The 18105-nt window shown below is 59.5% G+C and carries 15 protein-coding genes; 12 read left to right on the forward strand and 3 right to left on the reverse strand.

Annotation, left to right across the window (positions count from 1 at the left end; all coding sequences use genetic code 11):
• Window positions 1-186: 186 nt before the first annotated feature.
• The 4 genes from CKW16_RS14405 to CKW16_RS14420 all read left to right on the forward strand — a co-directional run bounded on the left by CKW16_RS14405 (window position 187) and on the right by CKW16_RS14420 (window position 4942).
• Window positions 187-660 (forward strand): MarR family winged helix-turn-helix transcriptional regulator, encoded by a 474-nt coding sequence (locus CKW16_RS14405; RefSeq protein WP_095128968.1) that lies wholly within the window; start codon window positions 187-189, stop codon window positions 658-660.
• The gene (locus CKW16_RS14410) at window positions 657-2126 is read left to right on the forward strand and encodes an efflux transporter outer membrane subunit (protein WP_095128969.1); all 1470 of its coding nucleotides are present in this window, start codon (window positions 657-659) and stop codon (window positions 2124-2126) included. Before CKW16_RS14405 ends, CKW16_RS14410 begins: the two co-directional genes overlap by 4 nt.
• A gap of 15 nt (window positions 2127-2141) precedes the next feature.
• Complete coding sequence (locus CKW16_RS14415) at window positions 2142-3347, forward strand: efflux RND transporter periplasmic adaptor subunit (protein ID WP_095128970.1); 1206 nt, start codon at window positions 2142-2144, stop codon at window positions 3345-3347.
• Window positions 3348-3412: 65 nt separating this feature from the next.
• Window positions 3413-4942, forward strand: a complete 1530-nt coding sequence (locus CKW16_RS14420) for a DHA2 family efflux MFS transporter permease subunit (RefSeq protein WP_095128971.1) — start codon at window positions 3413-3415, stop codon at window positions 4940-4942.
• A gap of 127 nt (window positions 4943-5069) precedes the next feature.
• Here the strand turns inward: CKW16_RS14420 and lpxH are convergent, their stop codons facing one another.
• Together lpxH and CKW16_RS14430 are read right to left on the reverse strand one after the other, a co-directional pair.
• Window positions 5070-5822, reverse strand: a complete 753-nt coding sequence (lpxH, locus tag CKW16_RS14425; protein WP_095128972.1) for a UDP-2,3-diacylglucosamine diphosphatase — start codon at window positions 5820-5822, stop codon at window positions 5070-5072.
• A complete protein-coding gene (locus CKW16_RS14430; protein ID WP_095128973.1) occupies window positions 5819-6322 on the reverse strand; it encodes a peptidylprolyl isomerase in 504 nt (167 codons plus the stop codon). The genes lpxH and CKW16_RS14430 overlap by 4 nt, the downstream gene beginning before the upstream one ends.
• 277 nt (window positions 6323-6599) lie before the next feature.
• Between CKW16_RS14430 and CKW16_RS14435 the strand changes: the two genes are divergently transcribed.
• Both CKW16_RS14435 and cysS read left to right on the forward strand, forming a co-directional pair.
• On the forward strand, window positions 6600-8297 hold the full coding sequence (locus CKW16_RS14435) for a glutamine--tRNA ligase/YqeY domain fusion protein (protein WP_095129097.1): 1698 nt from the start codon (window positions 6600-6602) through the stop codon (window positions 8295-8297).
• Window positions 8298-8314: 17 nt separating this feature from the next.
• Entirely contained in the window at window positions 8315-9697 is a 1383-nt protein-coding gene (gene cysS / locus CKW16_RS14440) for a cysteine--tRNA ligase (protein WP_095128974.1), read from the forward strand.
• A 170-nt stretch (window positions 9698-9867) separates the two neighbouring features.
• On the opposite strand, the gene CKW16_RS14445 is transcribed toward cysS, so the two are convergent.
• Complete coding sequence (locus CKW16_RS14445) at window positions 9868-11703, reverse strand: sigma-54-dependent Fis family transcriptional regulator (RefSeq protein ID WP_095128975.1); 1836 nt, start codon at window positions 11701-11703, stop codon at window positions 9868-9870.
• A 427-nt stretch (window positions 11704-12130) separates the two neighbouring features.
• Between CKW16_RS14445 and CKW16_RS14450 the strand changes: the two genes are divergently transcribed.
• Genes CKW16_RS14450 through CKW16_RS14475 form a run of 6 tightly spaced genes read left to right on the forward strand, consistent with a single transcriptional unit; the run spans window position 12131 to window position 18067 of the window.
• A complete protein-coding gene (locus CKW16_RS14450; RefSeq protein WP_008146067.1) occupies window positions 12131-13225 on the forward strand; it encodes an ABC transporter ATP-binding protein in 1095 nt (364 codons plus the stop codon).
• Entirely contained in the window at window positions 13225-14316 is a 1092-nt protein-coding gene (locus CKW16_RS14455) for an ABC transporter ATP-binding protein (RefSeq protein WP_095128976.1), read from the forward strand. The genes CKW16_RS14450 and CKW16_RS14455 overlap by 1 nt, the downstream gene beginning before the upstream one ends.
• Before the next feature lie 2 nt (window positions 14317-14318).
• Window positions 14319-15185: a carbohydrate ABC transporter permease gene (locus tag CKW16_RS14460; protein ID WP_074878246.1), complete on the forward strand. Its 867-nt coding sequence runs from the start codon at window positions 14319-14321 to the stop codon at window positions 15183-15185.
• An 8-nt stretch (window positions 15186-15193) separates the two neighbouring features.
• Entirely contained in the window at window positions 15194-15994 is an 801-nt protein-coding gene (locus tag CKW16_RS14465; protein ID WP_017339615.1) for a carbohydrate ABC transporter permease, read from the forward strand.
• A gap of 10 nt (window positions 15995-16004) precedes the next feature.
• Window positions 16005-16277, forward strand: coding sequence for a DUF2160 domain-containing protein (locus CKW16_RS14470; protein WP_008146061.1), 273 nt, complete (start codon window positions 16005-16007; stop codon window positions 16275-16277).
• Window positions 16278-16324: 47 nt separating this feature from the next.
• The gene (locus CKW16_RS14475) at window positions 16325-18067 is read left to right on the forward strand and encodes an ABC transporter substrate-binding protein (protein WP_095128977.1); all 1743 of its coding nucleotides are present in this window, start codon (window positions 16325-16327) and stop codon (window positions 18065-18067) included.
• Window positions 18068-18105: the final 38 nt, after the last annotated feature.

Raw genomic sequence — 18105 nt, forward strand, 5'->3', positions numbered from 1 at the left:
CAACTCGGTCAAGTGTGGGAGCGGGCTTGCTCGCGAAGGGCGCGCTGCGGTCATCGATCCGAAGCAACTTTGCCGCGCCATTTATCAACTAAATAGCAAGCAACCTAACTATTGCGTTGACATTCACTGTCTAGGCAGTAACATCTCGACATACATTCTCTGCCTAGGCAGCTAATTGGTGGCCAGATGAAACATTTCACCCCGGACGCATTCCACACTTGCCATCTCGGCCTCCTGCTCGGGCGCGCTGCGTTGCTCAAGGACCGGATCATCGACACGCATATGGAACCCCACGGCATCACCGCCGCGCAGTTCAAAGTGCTGATCATCATGGCCCAGTTCGGCGTCGATACCCCGGCCGAGCTGTGCCGTCACCTGTCGCTGGATAGCGGATCGATGACCCGCATGCTCGACCGTCTGGAACAGAAAGGCTTCCTCGCCCGCCAACGCTCCGAAGCGGATCGCCGTCAGGTTCAGCTGGTGCTGACCGAACAAGGCCAGCGGTTGACTGACCGCCTGCCGGAGATCGGCGCCGACGCGATGAATGAACTGGCTGGCGCGATCACCCCAGAGGAGTTGCAGACCCTCGAACAGATCCTGAAGAAGATTTTGGTGGCAGCCGGTGACTCGATCACCCTGCTGCGGGTAGGTGGCAAATGAGCAGTAAAACCCTGCGTACCGGCTTGAGTCTGGTGCTGGCGGCCATGACCCTGGCCGGTTGTGCCAGCTACAGCGGCCTGACCACTGAAGGCGTCAGCCTCGATGCGAAAAACCTCAAGGCCGGGCAATCCCTTAGCGGCGTGACCCTGTCGCCCGCGGCCTGGCCGAAAAGCGACTGGTGGAAAAGCCTCGGCGACCCACAGCTCGATGGCCTGATCCGCGAGGCCCTGCACGACAGCCCCGACATGCAAATCGCAGACGCCCGCGCCCACCAGGCCAGCGCCGCCGCTTATGCAGCAGATGCCGCACGCATGCCCACCCTCGATGCCAGCGCTGGCGTCAGCCGTTCGCGTCTGGCCCGGGATCAGGACCCGAGAGGCGAGGGCGATGCATACTCCACCGTGCGTAACATCAGTGCCAGTTTCAATTACAACTTCGACCTCTGGGGCGGTCAGCGTGACGCCTGGGAAGCCGCATTGGGCCAGGCCCGCGCTGCCGAAGTCGATCAGCAAGCGGCGCAACTGACGTTATCCGCCGACGTTGCCCGCGCTTATAGCGATCTGGGGCAGGCGCATATCGTTCACGACCTGGCGCAGGAAGACCTCAAACGCACCAAACAAATGCTCGATCTGAGCCAGCGCCGCCTGAGTTCCGGGATCGACAGTCAATACCAGTTCCAGCAAACCGAGAGTCTGGAAGCCACGTCCGAAGCCAGCCTGATCGACGCCGAAAAACGCCTGCAAAGCGCGAAAATCGCCTTGGCCGTCTTGCTCGGTAAAGGCCCGGATCGCGGCAACGAAATCGCCCGGCCGAAAATCCTTCAGGCCAGTGCCGTCGCGTTGCCAACGGTGCTGCCGGCCGAGTTGCTCGGTCGTCGTCCAGACCTGGTGGCCGCCCGTTGGCGGGTCGAGGCCGCGAGCAAGAACATCGACGCCGGAAAAACCCGCTTCTACCCCAACCTCAACCTGAGCGCCGCGGCCGGAGCCGAGTCGTTGCTGGGCGATGCGATGTTCGGTTCGGCCAGTCGTTTCTTCAACATCGCGCCGACCATTTCTGTGCCGATTTTCGACGGTGGCCGCCTGCGCGCCGACCTCGATTCCCGCGACGCCGATTACGACCTCGCCGTGGCGCAGTACAACAAAAGCCTGGTGAAAGCCCTGGGTGATGTCAGCGACACCCTCAACCAGTTGCGCGATATCGGCCGGCAGATCGGGGCTCAGCAGCACGCCACCGACATTGCCCAGGATTCTTACAACACCGTGGTCCAGCGGTACGGTTCCGGCATCGGGAATTACCTGGACGTGCTCAGCATCGAGCAGCAATTGCTCCAGGCCCAGCGTCAGCTGGCCAACCTGAATGCCGAGCAGATCGACCTGTCGATCCAACTGATGCAGGCGCTGGGCGGCGGCTTCCAGGGCGAAACCCTGACCGCAGCCAACGCAACCCCAGCCACGCAGCACAACTAATTCAAGGTACTTGTCATGGCCACTGCCGATTCAACAACACAAACCCCTGACAACGCTCAAGACACGAGCAATCCGCGCAAACGCAAAGTCATGCTGGTCGTTCTGGCTATCGTGGTAGTCCTCGCGGGTGTCGGCGTCTGGGGTTATCACGAATTCTACGGGCGCTGGAACGAAAGCACCGACGATGCCTATGTGAACGGCAACGTGGTGGAAATCACTCCGTTGGTCACCGGCACGGTGGTCAGCATCGGTGCCGACGACGGCGACCTGGTTCACGAAGGTCAGGTGCTGATCAACTTCGACCCGAACGACGCCGAAGTCGGTCTGCAAAGTGCCCAGGCCAATCTGGCCCGCACGGTGCGTCAGGTTCGCGGCTTGTACAGCAACGTCGACGGCATGAAAGCCCAGGTCAACGCCCAACAGGCTGAAGTGCAAAAGGCTCAGGACAACTTCAATCGCCGGAAAAACCTCGCCGCTGGCGGCGCGATTTCCCAGGAAGAACTGTCCCACGCTCGCGACGACCTGACCTCGGCGCAAAACGCCTTGGCCAACGCCAAACAGCAACTGAAAACCACCAGTGCGCTGGTCGATGACACCGTGGTGTCGTCGCACCCGGACGTGATGTCCGCTGCCGCGCAATTGCGTCAGGCTTACTTGAACAACTCCCGCAGCACCTTGATCGCGCCGGTGACCGGTTACGTGGCCAAGCGCTCGGTACAACTGGGCCAACGCGTCCAGCCGGGCACCGCATTGATGGCGGTCATTCCGCTGGATCAGCTGTGGATCGACGCCAACTTCAAGGAAACCCAGCTGCGTGACATGCGCATCGGGCAGCCAGTGGACATCGAAGCCGACCTGTACGGCAGCGACGTGAAGTTCAGCGGCACCATCGACAGCCTCGGCGCTGGCACCGGCAGCGCGTTTGCCTTGCTGCCGGCACAGAACGCCACCGGCAACTGGATCAAGATCGTCCAGCGGGTGCCGGTGCGGATTCACATCAACGCCGAAGAACTGGCCAAGCACCCGTTGCGGGTCGGCCTGTCGACCCAGGTCGATGTGAACCTGCGTGACCAGAGCGGCCCGGTGCTGGCGCAACAACCGCCGCAAAAGGCCTCGTTCAGCACCAACGTCTATGACCGTCAGTTGGCCGAGGCCGACGCGATGATCACTCAGTTGATCCACGACAACAGCGCTGCGGTCAGCAAAACCGTTCAACGCTGATTCGCCAATCCCTCAGCGACGCCCGTTAAAAGGTGTCGCGACAGCCCAGTTTCAAAGGATTCGCGATGAGCAATAACGCGTCTTTTACGCCGCCCAGCCTGCTGCTCAGCACCATCGGCCTGTCGCTGGCGACCTTCATGCAAGTGCTCGACACCACCATCGCCAACGTGGCGCTGCCGACGATTTCCGGCAACCTGGGCGTGAGTTCGGAGCAGGGCACTTGGGTGATTACCTCGTTCGCCGTGAGCAACGCCATCGCGCTGCCGCTGACCGGTTGGCTCAGTCGGCGCTTCGGCGAGGTGAAGCTGTTTCTCTGGGCGACGATCCTGTTCGTGCTGGCCTCGTTTCTGTGCGGTATCTCGACCTCGATGCCGGAGCTGATTGGCTTTCGGGTGCTTCAAGGTCTGGTGGCAGGTCCGCTGTACCCTATGACTCAAACGCTGCTGATTGCCGTCTATCCGCCCGCCAGGCGCGGCATGGCCCTGGCGTTGCTGGCGATGGTCACGGTGGTGGCGCCGATTGCCGGTCCCATCCTCGGCGGCTGGATTACCGACAGCTATAGCTGGCCGTGGATCTTCTTCATCAACGTGCCGATCGGTGTTTTCGCGGTGATGGTGGTGCGCCAGCAACTCAAGGCGCGGCCGGTGGAAACCAGCTACCAGCCGATGGATTACGTCGGTTTGATCACGCTGATCATTGGCGTCGGCGCCTTGCAGGTGATCCTCGACAAGGGCAATGACCTGGACTGGTTCGAGTCGAACTTCATCCTCATCGGCGCGGCCATTTCAGTGATAGCGCTGGCGGTGTTCGTGATCTGGGAAATGACCGACAAACACCCGGTGGTCAACCTGCGGCTGTTCGCTTACCGCAACTTCCGGATCGGCACGATTGTGCTGGTGTTGGGTTACGCCGGGTTCTTCGGGATCAACCTGATTCTGCCGCAATGGCTGCAAACCCAGATGGGCTATACCGCCACGTGGGCGGGTCTGGCGGTGGCGCCGATCGGGATTCTGCCGGTGTTGATGTCGCCGTTTGTCGGCAAGTACGCACACAAGTTCGACCTGCGGCTGTTGGCCGGCCTGGCGTTCCTGGCGATTGGCCTGAGCTGCTTCATGCGTGCCGGGTTTACCAACGAAGTGGACTTCCAGCACATCGCTCTGGTGCAGCTGTTCATGGGGATTGGCGTGGCGCTGTTCTTCATGCCGACCTTGAGCATTCTGATGTCGGACCTGCCACCGAGCCAGATCGCCGACGGCGCGGGCCTGGCGACGTTCCTGCGGACGTTGGGCGGTAGTTTTGCGGCGTCGCTGACGACCTGGATCTGGATTCGCCGGGCCGATCAGCACCACGCCTATATGAGCGAAAGCATCAGCACCTATGAGCCGGCGACCCGCGAGGCGCTGAACAGCCTGGGCGGGGCGAGCAATCCGGCGTATGCGCAACTGGATCATGTGCTGACCAGTCAGGCGTACATGCTCTCCACCGTGGATTACTTCACATTGCTGGGCTGGGCATTCATGGGCTTGATTGTGCTGGTGTGGCTGGCGAAACCGCCGTTTGCGGCGAAGGCGGGGCCGGCTGCCTCCGGCCACTAGAGTCAGGTGAAGAACCAATGTGGGAGCGGGCTTGCTCGCGAATGCGGTGTAACAGTCAACTAAGATGTTGAATGCTAATCCGCCTTCGCGAGCAAGCCCGCTCCCACAAGGGTTTTGTGTTCGGTAGTCAGTTCGCAGGTGCTGCGAGCTGTGGCGGCGGGGCGAAGTCGAACGGTGCCAACGCAAACCCATTCTCATCCACCTGCAACGCCCACCCCTGACGATCCCAATCCCCCAACACAATCCGTTTGGCCGCCTGCTCGCCAATCTGCAATTTGTGAATGGCCGGGCGATGGGTATGCCCATGGATCAAGGTCTTCACGCCAAATGCCTGCATGATTCGCGGCACTTCTTCCGGCGTGACATCCACAATGTCATTGGCCTTCATCCGCGTCTGCGCACGGCTTTCACTGCGCAGCTTGCGCGCCAGCTTATGCCGGGTGCGCAAAGGCAAGTGCCGCAGGATGAACAGGGTGATCGGATTACGCAGATAGCGACGCAGCTTCATATAGGCTTCGTCGCGGGTGCAGAGGCTGTCGCCGTGCATCAATAGCACCGGCTCGCCGTAAAACTGCACGACACTCGGGTCTTTCAGCAATGTGCAGCCGGCCTGTTTGCAGAAGGCCTGGCCGAGCATGAAGTCGCGATTGCCGTGCATCAGAAAAATGGCCGTGCCGCTGTCGCTGAGTTCGCGCAGGGCCTGGCAGATGGAACGCTGAAAGGGCGTCATGGCATCGTCGCCAATCCACGCCTCGAAAAAGTCGCCCAGGATGTACAACGCACTCGCCGAGCGGGCGCGTCCGGCGAGCAAATCCAGAAACGCCCGGCTGATGTCCGGGCGCTCCTCTTCCAGATGCAAGTCTGAAATCAGCAGTATCACTCAATGATCTCGGCTTTCTCGATGATCACGTCTTCTGCTGGTACGTCCTGGTGGCCGGATTTCATGGTGGTGGAAACACCTTTGATCTTGTCCACTACGTCGGTGCCTTCAACGACTTTGGCGAATACGGCGTAGCCCCAGCCCTGAGTGGTCTTGGCGCTGTGGTTCAGGAAGCTGTTGTCAGCCACGTTGATGAAAAACTGGGCGGAAGCCGAATGCGGCTCCATGGTGCGGGCCATGGCAACGGTGTACTTCTCGTTCGGCAGGCCGTTGTCGGCTTCGTTCTGGATGCTTGAGCGCTTGTCTTTCTTTTCTTTCATGCCTGGCTCGAAACCGCCGCCCTGGATCATGAAGTTACCGATGACGCGGTGGAAAACGGTGTTTTCGTAGTGACCGGCTTTGACGTACTCGATGAAGTTGGCCACGGTGATCGGGGCTTTTTCAGCGTTCAGTTCCAGGACGATGTCGCCATGGTTGGTGGTCAGTTTGACTTGGGTCATGATCGGGGACTCTTTTTAAAAAAAGCGTTTTCTGGGAATTCGTGGGTTTCGGGGCGTTGAAGCCCTCAACCGGTCCGGCCAATTTTGGCCAAGATGCGCAGTTTAGCGTGCCAAGCGCGAATTTCGAGGCTGTTTTTCATTTGCATCCGATTAAATGCAGCCGTTTTTTGCCCTGCGCTGTCAGCGACTTGACGGCATCGGCTATGATAAGCCCCTTTGTTTTAACCGCCGCTTTGATTTGGCCAACTGGCCGCGCACTTGTACGTTCAAGGATCCTATGAGCAAGCCCACTGTCGACCCTACCTCGAATTCCAAGACCGGCCCTGCCGTGCCGGTCAATTTCCTGCGCCCGATCATCCAGGCGGACCTGGACTCGGGTAAGCACACGCAGATCGTCACCCGTTTCCCGCCTGAGCCCAACGGCTACCTGCACATCGGTCACGCCAAGTCGATTTGCGTGAACTTCGGTCTGGCCCAGGAATTTGGTGGCGTCACGCACCTGCGTTTCGACGACACCAACCCGGCCAAGGAAGACCAGGAATACATCGACGCGATCGAAAGCGACGTCAAATGGCTGGGCTTCGAATGGTCCGGTGAAGTGCGCTACGCCTCGCAGTATTTCGACCAGTTGCACGATTGGGCCGTTGAACTGATCAAGGCCGGCAAGGCCTACGTCGATGACCTGAGCCCTGAACAGGCCAAGGAATACCGTGGCAGCCTGACCGAACCGGGCAAGAACAGCCCGTTCCGCGATCGTTCCGTGGAAGAAAACCTCGACTGGTTCGCCCGCATGAAGGCCGGTGAATTCAAGGATGGCGCACGCGTGTTGCGGGCCAAGATCGACATGGCCTCGCCGAACATGAACCTGCGCGACCCGATCATGTATCGCATCCGTCACGCTCACCACCACCAGACTGGTGACAAGTGGTGCATCTACCCGAACTACGACTTCACCCACGGTCAGTCGGATGCCATCGAAGGCATCACTCACTCGATCTGCACCCTGGAGTTCGAAAGCCATCGTCCGCTGTACGAGTGGTTCCTCGAGAACCTGCCCGTACCGGCGCAACCGCGTCAGTACGAATTCAGCCGTCTGAACCTGAACTACACGATCACCAGCAAGCGCAAGCTCAAGCAACTGGTCGATGAAAAGCACGTTCATGGCTGGGACGACCCGCGCATGTCCACGCTGTCCGGCTTCCGCCGCCGTGGTTACACGCCGAAATCGATCCGCAACTTCTGCGAAATGATCGGCACCAACCGTTCCGACGGCGTGGTCGACTTCGGCATGCTCGAATTCAGCATCCGTGACGACCTCGACCACAGCGCCCCGCGTGCCATGTGCGTGCTGCGCCCGCTGAAAGTCGTGATCACCAACTACCCGGAAGGCCAGGTCGAGAACCTCGAACTGGCGTGCCACCCGAAAGAAGACATGGGCGTGCGCGTTCTGCCGTTCGCCCGTGAGATCTACATCGACCGTGAAGACTTCATGGAAGAGCCGCCAAAAGGCTACAAACGCCTGGAACCTGCTGGCGAAGTGCGTCTGCGCGGCAGCTATGTGATTCGCGCTGACGAAGCGATCAAGGACGCCGATGGCAACATCGTCGAACTGCGTTGCTCGTATGACCCGGAAACCCTGGGCAAGAACCCTGAAGGCCGCAAGGTCAAAGGCGTGGTTCACTGGGTGCCGGCCGCTGCCAGCGTCGAGTGCGAAGTACGTCTGTACGACCGCCTGTTCCGTTCGGCCAACCCTGAGAAGGCTGAAGACAGCGCCAGTTTCCTGGACAACATCAACCCTGACTCGCTGCAAGTCCTCACCGGTTGTCGTGCCGAGCCTTCGCTGGGCAATGCACAGCCGGAAGACCGTTTCCAGTTCGAGCGCGAAGGTTACTTCTGCGCGGATATCAAGGACTCGAAACCCGGTCATCCGGTGTTCAACCGTACCGTGACCTTGCGTGATTCGTGGGGCCAGTGATTCAAGGAACCTCTAACGTGCTTTCGATCTACAACACGCTCACCAAGAGCAAAGAAGTCTTCAAACCCTTGGATGGCAACAAGGTGCGCATGTACGTCTGCGGGATGACCGTGTACGACTACTGCCACCTGGGCCATGGCCGCAGCATGGTCGCGTTCGACCTGGTGACCCGCTGGTTGCGGTTCAGCGGCTACGACCTGACTTACGTGCGCAACATCACCGACATCGACGACAAGATCATCAATCGGGCCAAGGAGAACGGCGAGTCGTTCGAAGCCTTGACCGAGCGCATGATCGCGGCGATGCACGAAGACGAAGCGCGCCTGAACATCAAGAAGCCGGACATGGAACCGCGCGCTACCGGGCATATCCCCGGCATGCACGCGATGATCCAGACCTTGATTGACAAGGGCTACGCCTACGCCCCGGGCAATGGCGACGTGTATTACCGTGTCGCCAAGTTCATGGGCTACGGCAAGCTGTCGCGCAAGAAAATCGAAGACCTGCGCATCGGTGCGCGGATCGAAGTCGACGAGTCCAAGCAAGATCCGCTGGACTTCGTGCTGTGGAAAGGCGCCAAGCCGGGCGAGCCGAGCTGGCCTTCGCCTTGGGGCGATGGTCGTCCGGGCTGGCACATCGAGTGCTCGGTGATGTCCACCTGCTGCCTCGGCGAGACCTTCGACATTCATGGCGGCGGCAGCGACCTCGAGTTCCCGCACCACGAAAACGAAATCGCCCAGAGCGAAGCGGCCACCGGCAAGACCTACGCCAACGCGTGGATGCATTGCGGCATGATTCGCATCAATGGCGAGAAGATGTCCAAGTCCTTGAACAACTTCTTCACCATTCGCGACGTGCTGGAAAAGTACCACCCGGAAGTCGTGCGTTACCTGCTGGTGTCGAGCCACTACCGCAGTGCGATCAACTACTCGGAAGACAACCTCAAGGACGCCAAAGGCGCACTCGAGCGTTTCTACCATGCGTTGAAAGGCCTGCCGAGCGTGGCACCGGCCGGTGGCGAAGCCTTTGTCGAGCGTTTCACTCAGGTGATGAACGACGACTTTGGTACGCCGGAAGCCTGTGCTGTGCTGTTCGAGATGGTTCGTGAGATCAACCGTCTGCGCGATAGTGATCTCGATGCGGCGGCGGGTCTGGCGGCGCGCTTGAAGGAGTTGGCGAGTGTGCTGGGTGTGTTGCAGCTCGAAGCGGATGACTTCCTGCAGGCCGGCGCCGAAGGGCGGGTTGATGCGGCTGAGGTTGATGCGCTGATTGCCGCGCGTCTGGCCGCTCGTGCTGGTAAAGACTGGGCCGAATCCGACCGCATCCGCGACCAGCTCACCGCCATGGGCGTGGTGCTGGAAGACGGGAAGGGTGGGACGACCTGGCGTCTGGCTGACTGATTGCTTGATTGGCTACAAAACAAAACCCGCCTTGTGCGGGTTTTTGTTTGCCTCACTGATTGATCGTTCCCACGCTCTGCGTGGGAATGCAGCCCGGGACGCTCCGCGTCCCTTCCAGAGCCGAACGCGGAGCGTCCGTTGAGGCATTCCCACGCGGAGCGTGGGAACGATCAGTCGCCTGTCTGGCGCAATCGTTTATAAAGGGTATTTCGGCTAACCCCAAGCCTGCGGGCCAAATGGGAGATATTCCCCCCGGCCGCCTGCAACTGCCGATTCAAATCCTCGGCATCATTCAAATCCACCGCCAACGGCTCCGCCACCCCCACCGGCTCCATCTCCAGATCAACAAAAAAATCATCCGGCAAATGCTCCGGCCGCACCGGTTGCTCCTCGGCCATGGCCAACGCTACCTGCATCACGCTGCTGACCTGCCTTAAATTCCCCGGCCACGGATGACGCCCAAACAACTCCAATACCTCTCTGCTCAAGCCGGCCCATTGGCTCGGCTCGCGGTGTTGCTCCCACAGGCGTTTGAACAGTGCTTCCTTGTCACTGCGTTCGCGCAGAGGAGGCAGTTCCAGGGTCAAACCACCAATCCGGTAATACAAATCCTCACGAAACCGCCCCAACTGAACCTGCTCGCGCAACGAGCGGTTGGTCGCCGAAATAATCCGTATATCCACCGGGAACAACTCGCTGCTGCCCACCGGTTGCACGCAGCGCTCCTGCAACACTCGCAGCAGTCGAGCCTGAGTCGGCAACGGCATATCACCGATTTCATCAAGGAACAGGGTGCCTTTGTCAGCCTTGCGGATCAGCCCGATGCTGCCTTTCTGGTTGGCACCGGTGAATGCGCCTTTCTCATAGCCAAATAATTCGGATTCCACCAATTCGGCGGGGATCGCTGCACAGTTGACCGCAATGAACGGTTGTTTGCTGCGTGAGCTGGCCTGATGCAGGGCTTTGACGAAGACTTCCTTGCCGACCCCGGTTTCGCCGTGGATCAACAACGGAATGTCTTTTTCCAGCAACCGCTCGGCCTGACGCACGGCTTTTTCCACGCGGCTGTCGCCAAAATGCAGGGTATTGAGGCTGATCGCTGTGGGCGCCGGCACCGTGGGTTCAGCAAACACTCGGGCTTGAATCGGCGCTTGTTTTGGCCGTTTCAGCAGGCATTGAAAGCGGTTACGCCCCGAGGCTTGCAGGGCAAACGGCAGGCCGTCCGGCTGGTTCAGCAACTCCAGCAGTGAGACTTTGAACAGACTTTCGACACTGACCCGCGACAGGCTGATGCCCAGCAGATTGTCGGCCCGGCGGTTGGCGGACAGCACCTGACCGGTTTCATCAAAGATCAGCAGCCCGGCCCATTGGCTGTCGAGGTTGTTCAGTCCGGTGTTGAAGGTCAACTGGAAATGCTGGCCATGGAACAGGTTGAGGATCAGCCGGTTTTCCACGGTCTGACTCATCATCTTGACCATGCCGAGGGTGTGGGACGGCGGCAGGTAACTGTCGCTGGACACATCCAGCACCGCGATGACCTTGCGCTCGGCATCGAAAATCGGTGCGGCAGAACCGGTCATGAATCGGTTGGCCTTGAGGAAATGTTCATCGTGCTCGATGTGCACCGCCTGCTCGCAGGCCAGGGCGGTGCCGATTGCATTGGTGCCGCTGCAGCGTTCCATCCAGCTGGCGCCGGCGCTGAAACCGCGGGTCAGGTTCGGCTCGATAAAACGCTGGGTGCCCCAGGACGTCAGCACCTGGCCCTGATTGTCGGCGAGCATGATCAGGCAGTTGGAGTTGCTGAGGATGTTCTCGTAATACGGCAGGACTTCCTGGTGAGTGGTTTGCACCAGTGAGTGCTGGCTCTCCAGCAATTGCGCAATGCCCTCTGCCGGCAGCTGGTCGAACGCCGGGGCGCTCTGATGATTGAGGCCGAACGCGCGGCAACGGGACCAGGAGTCCTGGATGATGGCGTCGTGGGAGAGCGGCAAGGCGGGTGCGGCCATGGCAATCGATCTCTGATCATTATTATTTTTGTTATGAGTAACGCGATTCATGTAGCAGCTGGCGAAGCCTGCGTTCGGCGACGCAGTCGTCGTGAAACCTGTTTGCGCGGTCATCCTGATACACCGCGCCGCCTGATATCACGACGACTGCGTCGCCGAACGCAGGCTTCGCCAGCTGCTACAAGGGCGTGCGCGATTCAGAATTTCCCGCAGTAAAAGCATCCGTAGAGTGTTGTTCACTATTGTTCATTGTCAACCGCCGGATTGTTCAATTGTTCAGTCGCGGTTGTTCATTTCTGTTCAGCAATGAACGCGGTTTTTCTTCCATTTGCAAGATTCTCAAGCCGGATCAACGGCTTGCATTTTCTGGCACGAATGTCGCTCTGTAGCTCCGGTCGCTTGACTCCAATAATAAAAAGGCCGAGCCATGTCATTAACCCTGGAGCACGTCAGCCGCACCGTCGAGGGCCAGACCTGGATCGACGATGCGTGCCTTAGTTTCGAAGCCGGATCCTTCAACGTTTTGCTCGGGCGCACGCTGTCCGGCAAAACCAGTCTCATGCGCTTGATGGCCGGTCTGGACAAGCCCGACAGCGGCCGCATCCTGATGAACGGCGTCGACGTCACCCAGCGCCCGGTGCGTTTGCGCAATGTGTCGATGGTCTATCAGCAGTTCATCAACTACCCGACCATGACGGTGTTCGAGAACATCGCCTCGCCCTTGCGCCAGGGCGGTGTTTCCAATGAGCTGATCCAGAGCAAAGTGCTGGAAACCGCGAAGATGTTGCGCATCGAGAAATTCCTCCAGCGCCATCCGCTTGAACTCTCCGGTGGTCAGCAACAACGCACGGCGATGGCCCGGGCGCTGGTCAAGGATGCCGAGCTGATCCTGTTCGACGAACCGCTGGTGAACCTCGACTACAAGCTGCGTGAAGAACTGCGTCAGGAAATGCGCGAGCTGTTCAAGGCTCACCACACCATCGCCATCTACGCCACCACCGAACCCAACGAAGCCCTGGCGCTGGGCGGCACCACCACCATTCTTCACGAAGGTCGGGTTATTCAGAGCGGCAAGTCTTCCGAGGTGTATCACCAGCCGCAAACCGTGCTGGCCGCAGAGCTGTTCTCCGAGCCGCCGATCAATCTGATGCCGGGACGCATTGCCGGCAACGAAGTCAGCTTCGCCAATTTCGTGCACTTCCCGCTGAACGTCGATCTGCGGCCGGTGGGCGAGGGCGAGTTCCGCTTTGGCGTACGGCCCAGCCATATTTCGCTGGTGCCGAGCAACGACGATGACCTGGAACTGGCGGTGACCGTCGAGGTGGCCGAGATCAGCGGTTCGGAAACCTTCCTGCACGTGCGCAACGAACATTTCCTGTTGGTGCTGCACTTGCCCGGCGTTCACGAATACGACGTCGATGCGCCGATTCGCATCTATATCCCGACCCATAAACTGTTTGTCTTCGATACGCAGGGGCGGCTGGTCCAGGCGCCCGGTCGCCGTATCGCGAGGGTTGCCTGATGGCCGAAATCCGTTTGCAGCACCTTGCCCACAGTTACACCCGCACGCCGACCGGCCCCGAGGATTACGCGATCCGCGAGATGGACCACGTCTGGGAGCAGGGCGGCGCCTATGCCTTGCTCGGGCCTTCAGGCTGCGGCAAGTCGACCTTGCTCAACATCATTTCCGGGCTGCTCAGTCCGTCCCAGGGTCAGGTGCTGTTCGACAGCAAAGTGGTCAACGACTTGACCCCGGAGAAGCGCAACATCGCCCAGGTTTTCCAGTTTCCGGTGGTCTACGACACCATGACGGTGTTCGACAACCTGGCCTTCCCGCTGCGCAATCAGGGCATGGCCGAGGCGAAAATTCACAGCAAGGTGCAGGAAATCGCCGAAGTCCTCGACCTCCAGACGCTGCTGAGCAAGAAGGCGCGCAACCTCACCGCCGATGAAAAGCAGAAAGTCTCCATGGGCCGTGGGCTGGTGCGCGATGACGTGTCAGCGATCCTGTTCGATGAACCGCTGACCGTGATCGACCCGCACCTGAAGTGGAAATTGCGACGCAAGCTCAAGCAGATCCACGAGCAGTTCAACATCACCATGGTCTACGTCACCCACGATCAGCTCGAAGCCTCGACCTTCGCCGACAAGATTGCGGTGATGTACGGCGGGCAGATTGTGCAATTCGGCACGCCGCGAGAACTGTTCGAGCGGCCGAGCCACACCTTTGTCGGCTATTTCATCGGCAGTCCGGGGATGAACCTGATCGAGGTACAGCCACAACCGGGTGGTGTCGGTTTCGCCTCGACACATTTGCCGCTGTCCGATGCTCAGCAGAAACGCGTTGCCGAGTCCGAGTGGAAAACCCTGAAGGTCGGTATCCGTCCGGAGTTCGTGCATGTGTGGGACGAGCCGTTTGATGAGGCGATGCAGGCACAGGTCGTACATGTCGAAGACCTTGGCACCTACAAGATCATGACCCTGAACCTCGACGGCGTTCCTTTGAAAGTGCGCCTGGCCGAAGACAAGCCAGTGCCTGAGGGAACCGCCCACATCAGCTTTCCGGCGCAATGGTTGATGGTGTATGCCGACGAATATCTCTTGGAGACGTAGCCATGAACAAGGTGCAGAACAACAAGGCCTGGTGGCTGGTGTTGCCAGTGTTTTTGCTGGTGGCGTTCAGTGCGGTGATCCCGATGATGACGGTGGTCAACTACTCGGTGCAGGACATCTTCGACCAGTCCAGCCGCTACTTCGTCGGCGCCGACTGGTACAGACAAGTGCTGCTCGATCCGCGCCTGCATGACTCATTACTGCGTCAGTTCATCTACTCCGGCTGTGTGCTGCTGATCGAAATCCCGCTGGGCATCGCCATCGCCCTGACCATGCCGACCAAGGGCCGCTGGTCGTCGCTGGTGCTGATCATCCTGGCGATTCCGTTGCTGATTCCGTGGAACGTGGTCGGCACGATCTGGCAGATCTTCGGTCGGGCGGACATTGGTCTGCTCGGCGCCAGCCTCAAGGCCATGGGCATCAACTACAACTACGCGGCCAACACCATGGACGCCTGGGTCACGGTGCTGGTGATGGACGTCTGGCACTGGACGTCGTTGGTGGCGCTGTTGTGTTTCTCGGGTCTGCGAGCGATTCCGGACGTGTACTACCAGGCGGCGCGGATTGATCGGGCCTCGGCCTGGGCGGTTTTCCGACACATCCAGTTGCCCAAGCTCAAGAGCGTGTTGTTGATCGCGGTGATGTTGCGGTTCATGGACAGTTTCATGATCTACACCGAGCCGTTTGTGCTAACCGGTGGCGGTCCGGGGAATGCCACGACGTTCTTGAGTCAGACCCTGACGCAAATGGCGATCGGGCAGTTCGACCTCGGCCCGGCGGCGGCTTTCTCGCTGGTGTACTTCCTGATCATCCTGTTGGTGTCCTGGCTGTTTTACACCGCCATGACTCACTCTGACGCCAACCGCTGAGGTCTGCCATGAGCAAGAGAAAGCTGATTCCGTTGCTGATCTACATCCTGTTCCTGCTGGTGCCGATCTACTGGTTGCTGAACATGTCCTTCAAGAGCAACACCGAAATCCTCAGTGGCCTGACGTTGTTTCCGCAGGATTTCACCTTCGCCAACTACAAGGTGATCTTCACCGATCCGGCCTGGTACACCGGTTACCTCAACTCGCTGTACTACGTGAGCCTGAACACGGTGATTTCGCTGAGCGTGGCATTGCCGGCCGCGTATGCGTTCTCGCGCTATCGGTTCCTCGGTGACAAGCACCTGTTCTTCTGGCTCCTGACCAACCGCATGGCACCACCGGCGGTGTTTTTGCTGCCGTTCTTCCAGTTGTATTCCTCGATTGGCTTGTTCGATACGCACATCGCTGTCGCGTTGGCTCATTGCCTGTTTAACGTGCCGTTGGCGGTGTGGATCCTTGAGGGCTTCATGTCCGGCGTACCGAAGGAAATCGACGAAACCGCCTACATCGACGGCTACAGTTTCCCCAAGTTCTTCGTGAAGATTTTCGTTCCGCTAATTGGTTCCGGGATCGGTGTGACGGCGTTTTTCTGCTTTATGTTTTCCTGGGTCGAACTGCTGCTGGCGCGAACGCTGACGTCGGTCAACGCCAAACCGATTGCGGCGGTGATGACGCGCACGGTCTCGGCGTCCGGTATCGACTGGGGCGTGCTGGCGGCGGCGGGGGTGTTGACTATCCTGCCAGGCATGCTGGTGATCTGGTTTGTTCGCAACCACGTGGCCAAGGGCTTTGCCCTGGGCCGGGTCTGAGGAACTGATGATGGAATGGATGAGTTGGACCGGCCCTACGGCGGCATTCTTCAGCGTCATTGCCTTGATCCTGGTGGGCATGACGACCTGGGAACTGCGTTCGCCGAGCATCCTTCGGCGTGGTTTGTTGCCGATTGCCACCACCCGTGGCGATCGGTTGTTTATCGGTCTTCTCGGCAGCGCCTACCTGCATTTGCTGGTAATCGGCGTCACCGACTGGAGCATCTGGGTGGCGTTCGCGTTGTCCCTGGTGTGGCTGTTGGCTGTGATGCGTTGGGGCTAGTCGAATCGCTCGGCAAAGTTGCTCCGAAACCTAAACAGGAGGTCTCTATGTTCGACAAAAACAATAAGCTGCGACATAGCGTTTCATTGGCAGCCATGCTGGCACTCAGCGGGTTGAGCGCTGCAGCCTGGGCGGATGCCTATGAAGACGCCGCCAAGAAATGGATTGGCAGCGAATTCAAACCGTCCACCCTGACCGAAGCCCAGCAGCTCGAAGAGCTGAAGTGGTTCATCAAGGCGTCCGAGCCGTTTCGCGGAATGAGCATCAAAGTGGTCTCGGAAACCATCGCGACCCACGAATATGAATCCAAAGTGCTGGCCAAAGCCTTTACCGAGATCACCGGGATCAAGCTGACCCACGACTTGTTGCAAGAAGGCGACGTGGTGGAAAAGCTGCAGACCCAGATGCAATCGGACAAGAACATCTATGACGGCTGGGTCAATGACTCGGACCTGATTGGCACGCACTTTCGCTACGGCAAAACCGAATCGATCACCGACCTGATGGCCAACGAAGGTAAGGCTTATACCTCGCCGACCCTGGACATCAAAGACTTCATCGGCATCTCGTTCACCACCGCGCCGGACGGCAAGATCTATCAGCTGCCCGACCAGCAGTTCGCCAACCTTTACTGGTTTCGCGCCGACTGGTTCGAGCGGGCGGATCTGAAAGCAAAATTCAAAGAAAAATACGGCTATGAACTGGGCGTGCCGGTGAACTGGTCGGCCTATGAAGACATCGCCAAATTCTTCAGTGAAGACATCAAGGAAATCGACGGCAAGCGCGTCTACGGTCACATGGACTACGGCAAGAAAGATCCGTCCCTGGGCTGGCGCTTCACCGATGCCTGGTTCTCCATGGCGGGTGCTGGCGACAAGGGCATTCCCAACGGCTTGCCGGTGGACGAGTGGGGCATCCGCGTCGAGGACTGCCATCCGGTCGGCTCCAGCGTGACCCGAGGCGGCGACACCAACGGCCCGGCGGCGGTCTATGCAACCACCAAATACGTCGACTGGCTGAAGAAATATGCGCCACCGGAAGCGGCGGGCATGACCTTCTCCGAATCCGGTCCGGTGCCGTCCCAAGGCAACATCGCGCAGCAGATCTTCTGGTACACCGCGTTTACCGCCGACATGACCAAACCGGGCTTGCCGGTGATGAACGCCGACGGCACGCCGAAATGGCGCATGGCACCGTCGCCGAAAGGTCCGTATTGGGAAGAGGGCATGAAACTCGGTTATCAGGACGCCGGTTCCTGGACCTTCCTCAAGTCCACGCCAGAAAAGCAAAGGCTGGCGGCCTGGTTGTACGCGCAGTTCGTGACCTCGAAAACCATATCCCTGAAGAAAACCATCGTTGGCCTGACGCCGATCCGCGAGTCGGACATCAACTCGCAAGCCATGACCGACCTGGCACCGAAACTCGGTGGTCTGGTTGAGTTCTATCGCAGCCCGGCCCGTGTGCAATGGACCCCGACCGGGACCAACGTGCCGGACTATCCGCGTTTGGCGCAACTGTGGTGGAGCCACATCGCCGAAGCCGCCAGCGGCGAGAAAACCCCGCAACAGGCGCTGGATGGTTTGGCCAAGGATCAGGACGCGATCATGACCCGTCTGGAACGCTCGAAGGCGCAAGCCACCTGCGCACCGAAAATGAACCCCGAGCGCGACGCGCAGTACTGGCTGGACCAACCGGGTGCACCGAAGCCGAAACTGGCGAACGAGAAGCCTAAAGGTGAAACCGTGAGCTATGCCGAACTGCTGAAATCGTGGGAGGCGGCGCGTAAATAAGCGTCTGTAATGTGAAACGCAAACGGCACCGTAAGGTG

The sequence above is a fragment of the Pseudomonas sp. Irchel s3h14 genome, assembly GCF_900187425.1.
Taxonomy (GTDB): domain Bacteria; phylum Pseudomonadota; class Gammaproteobacteria; order Pseudomonadales; family Pseudomonadaceae; genus Aquipseudomonas.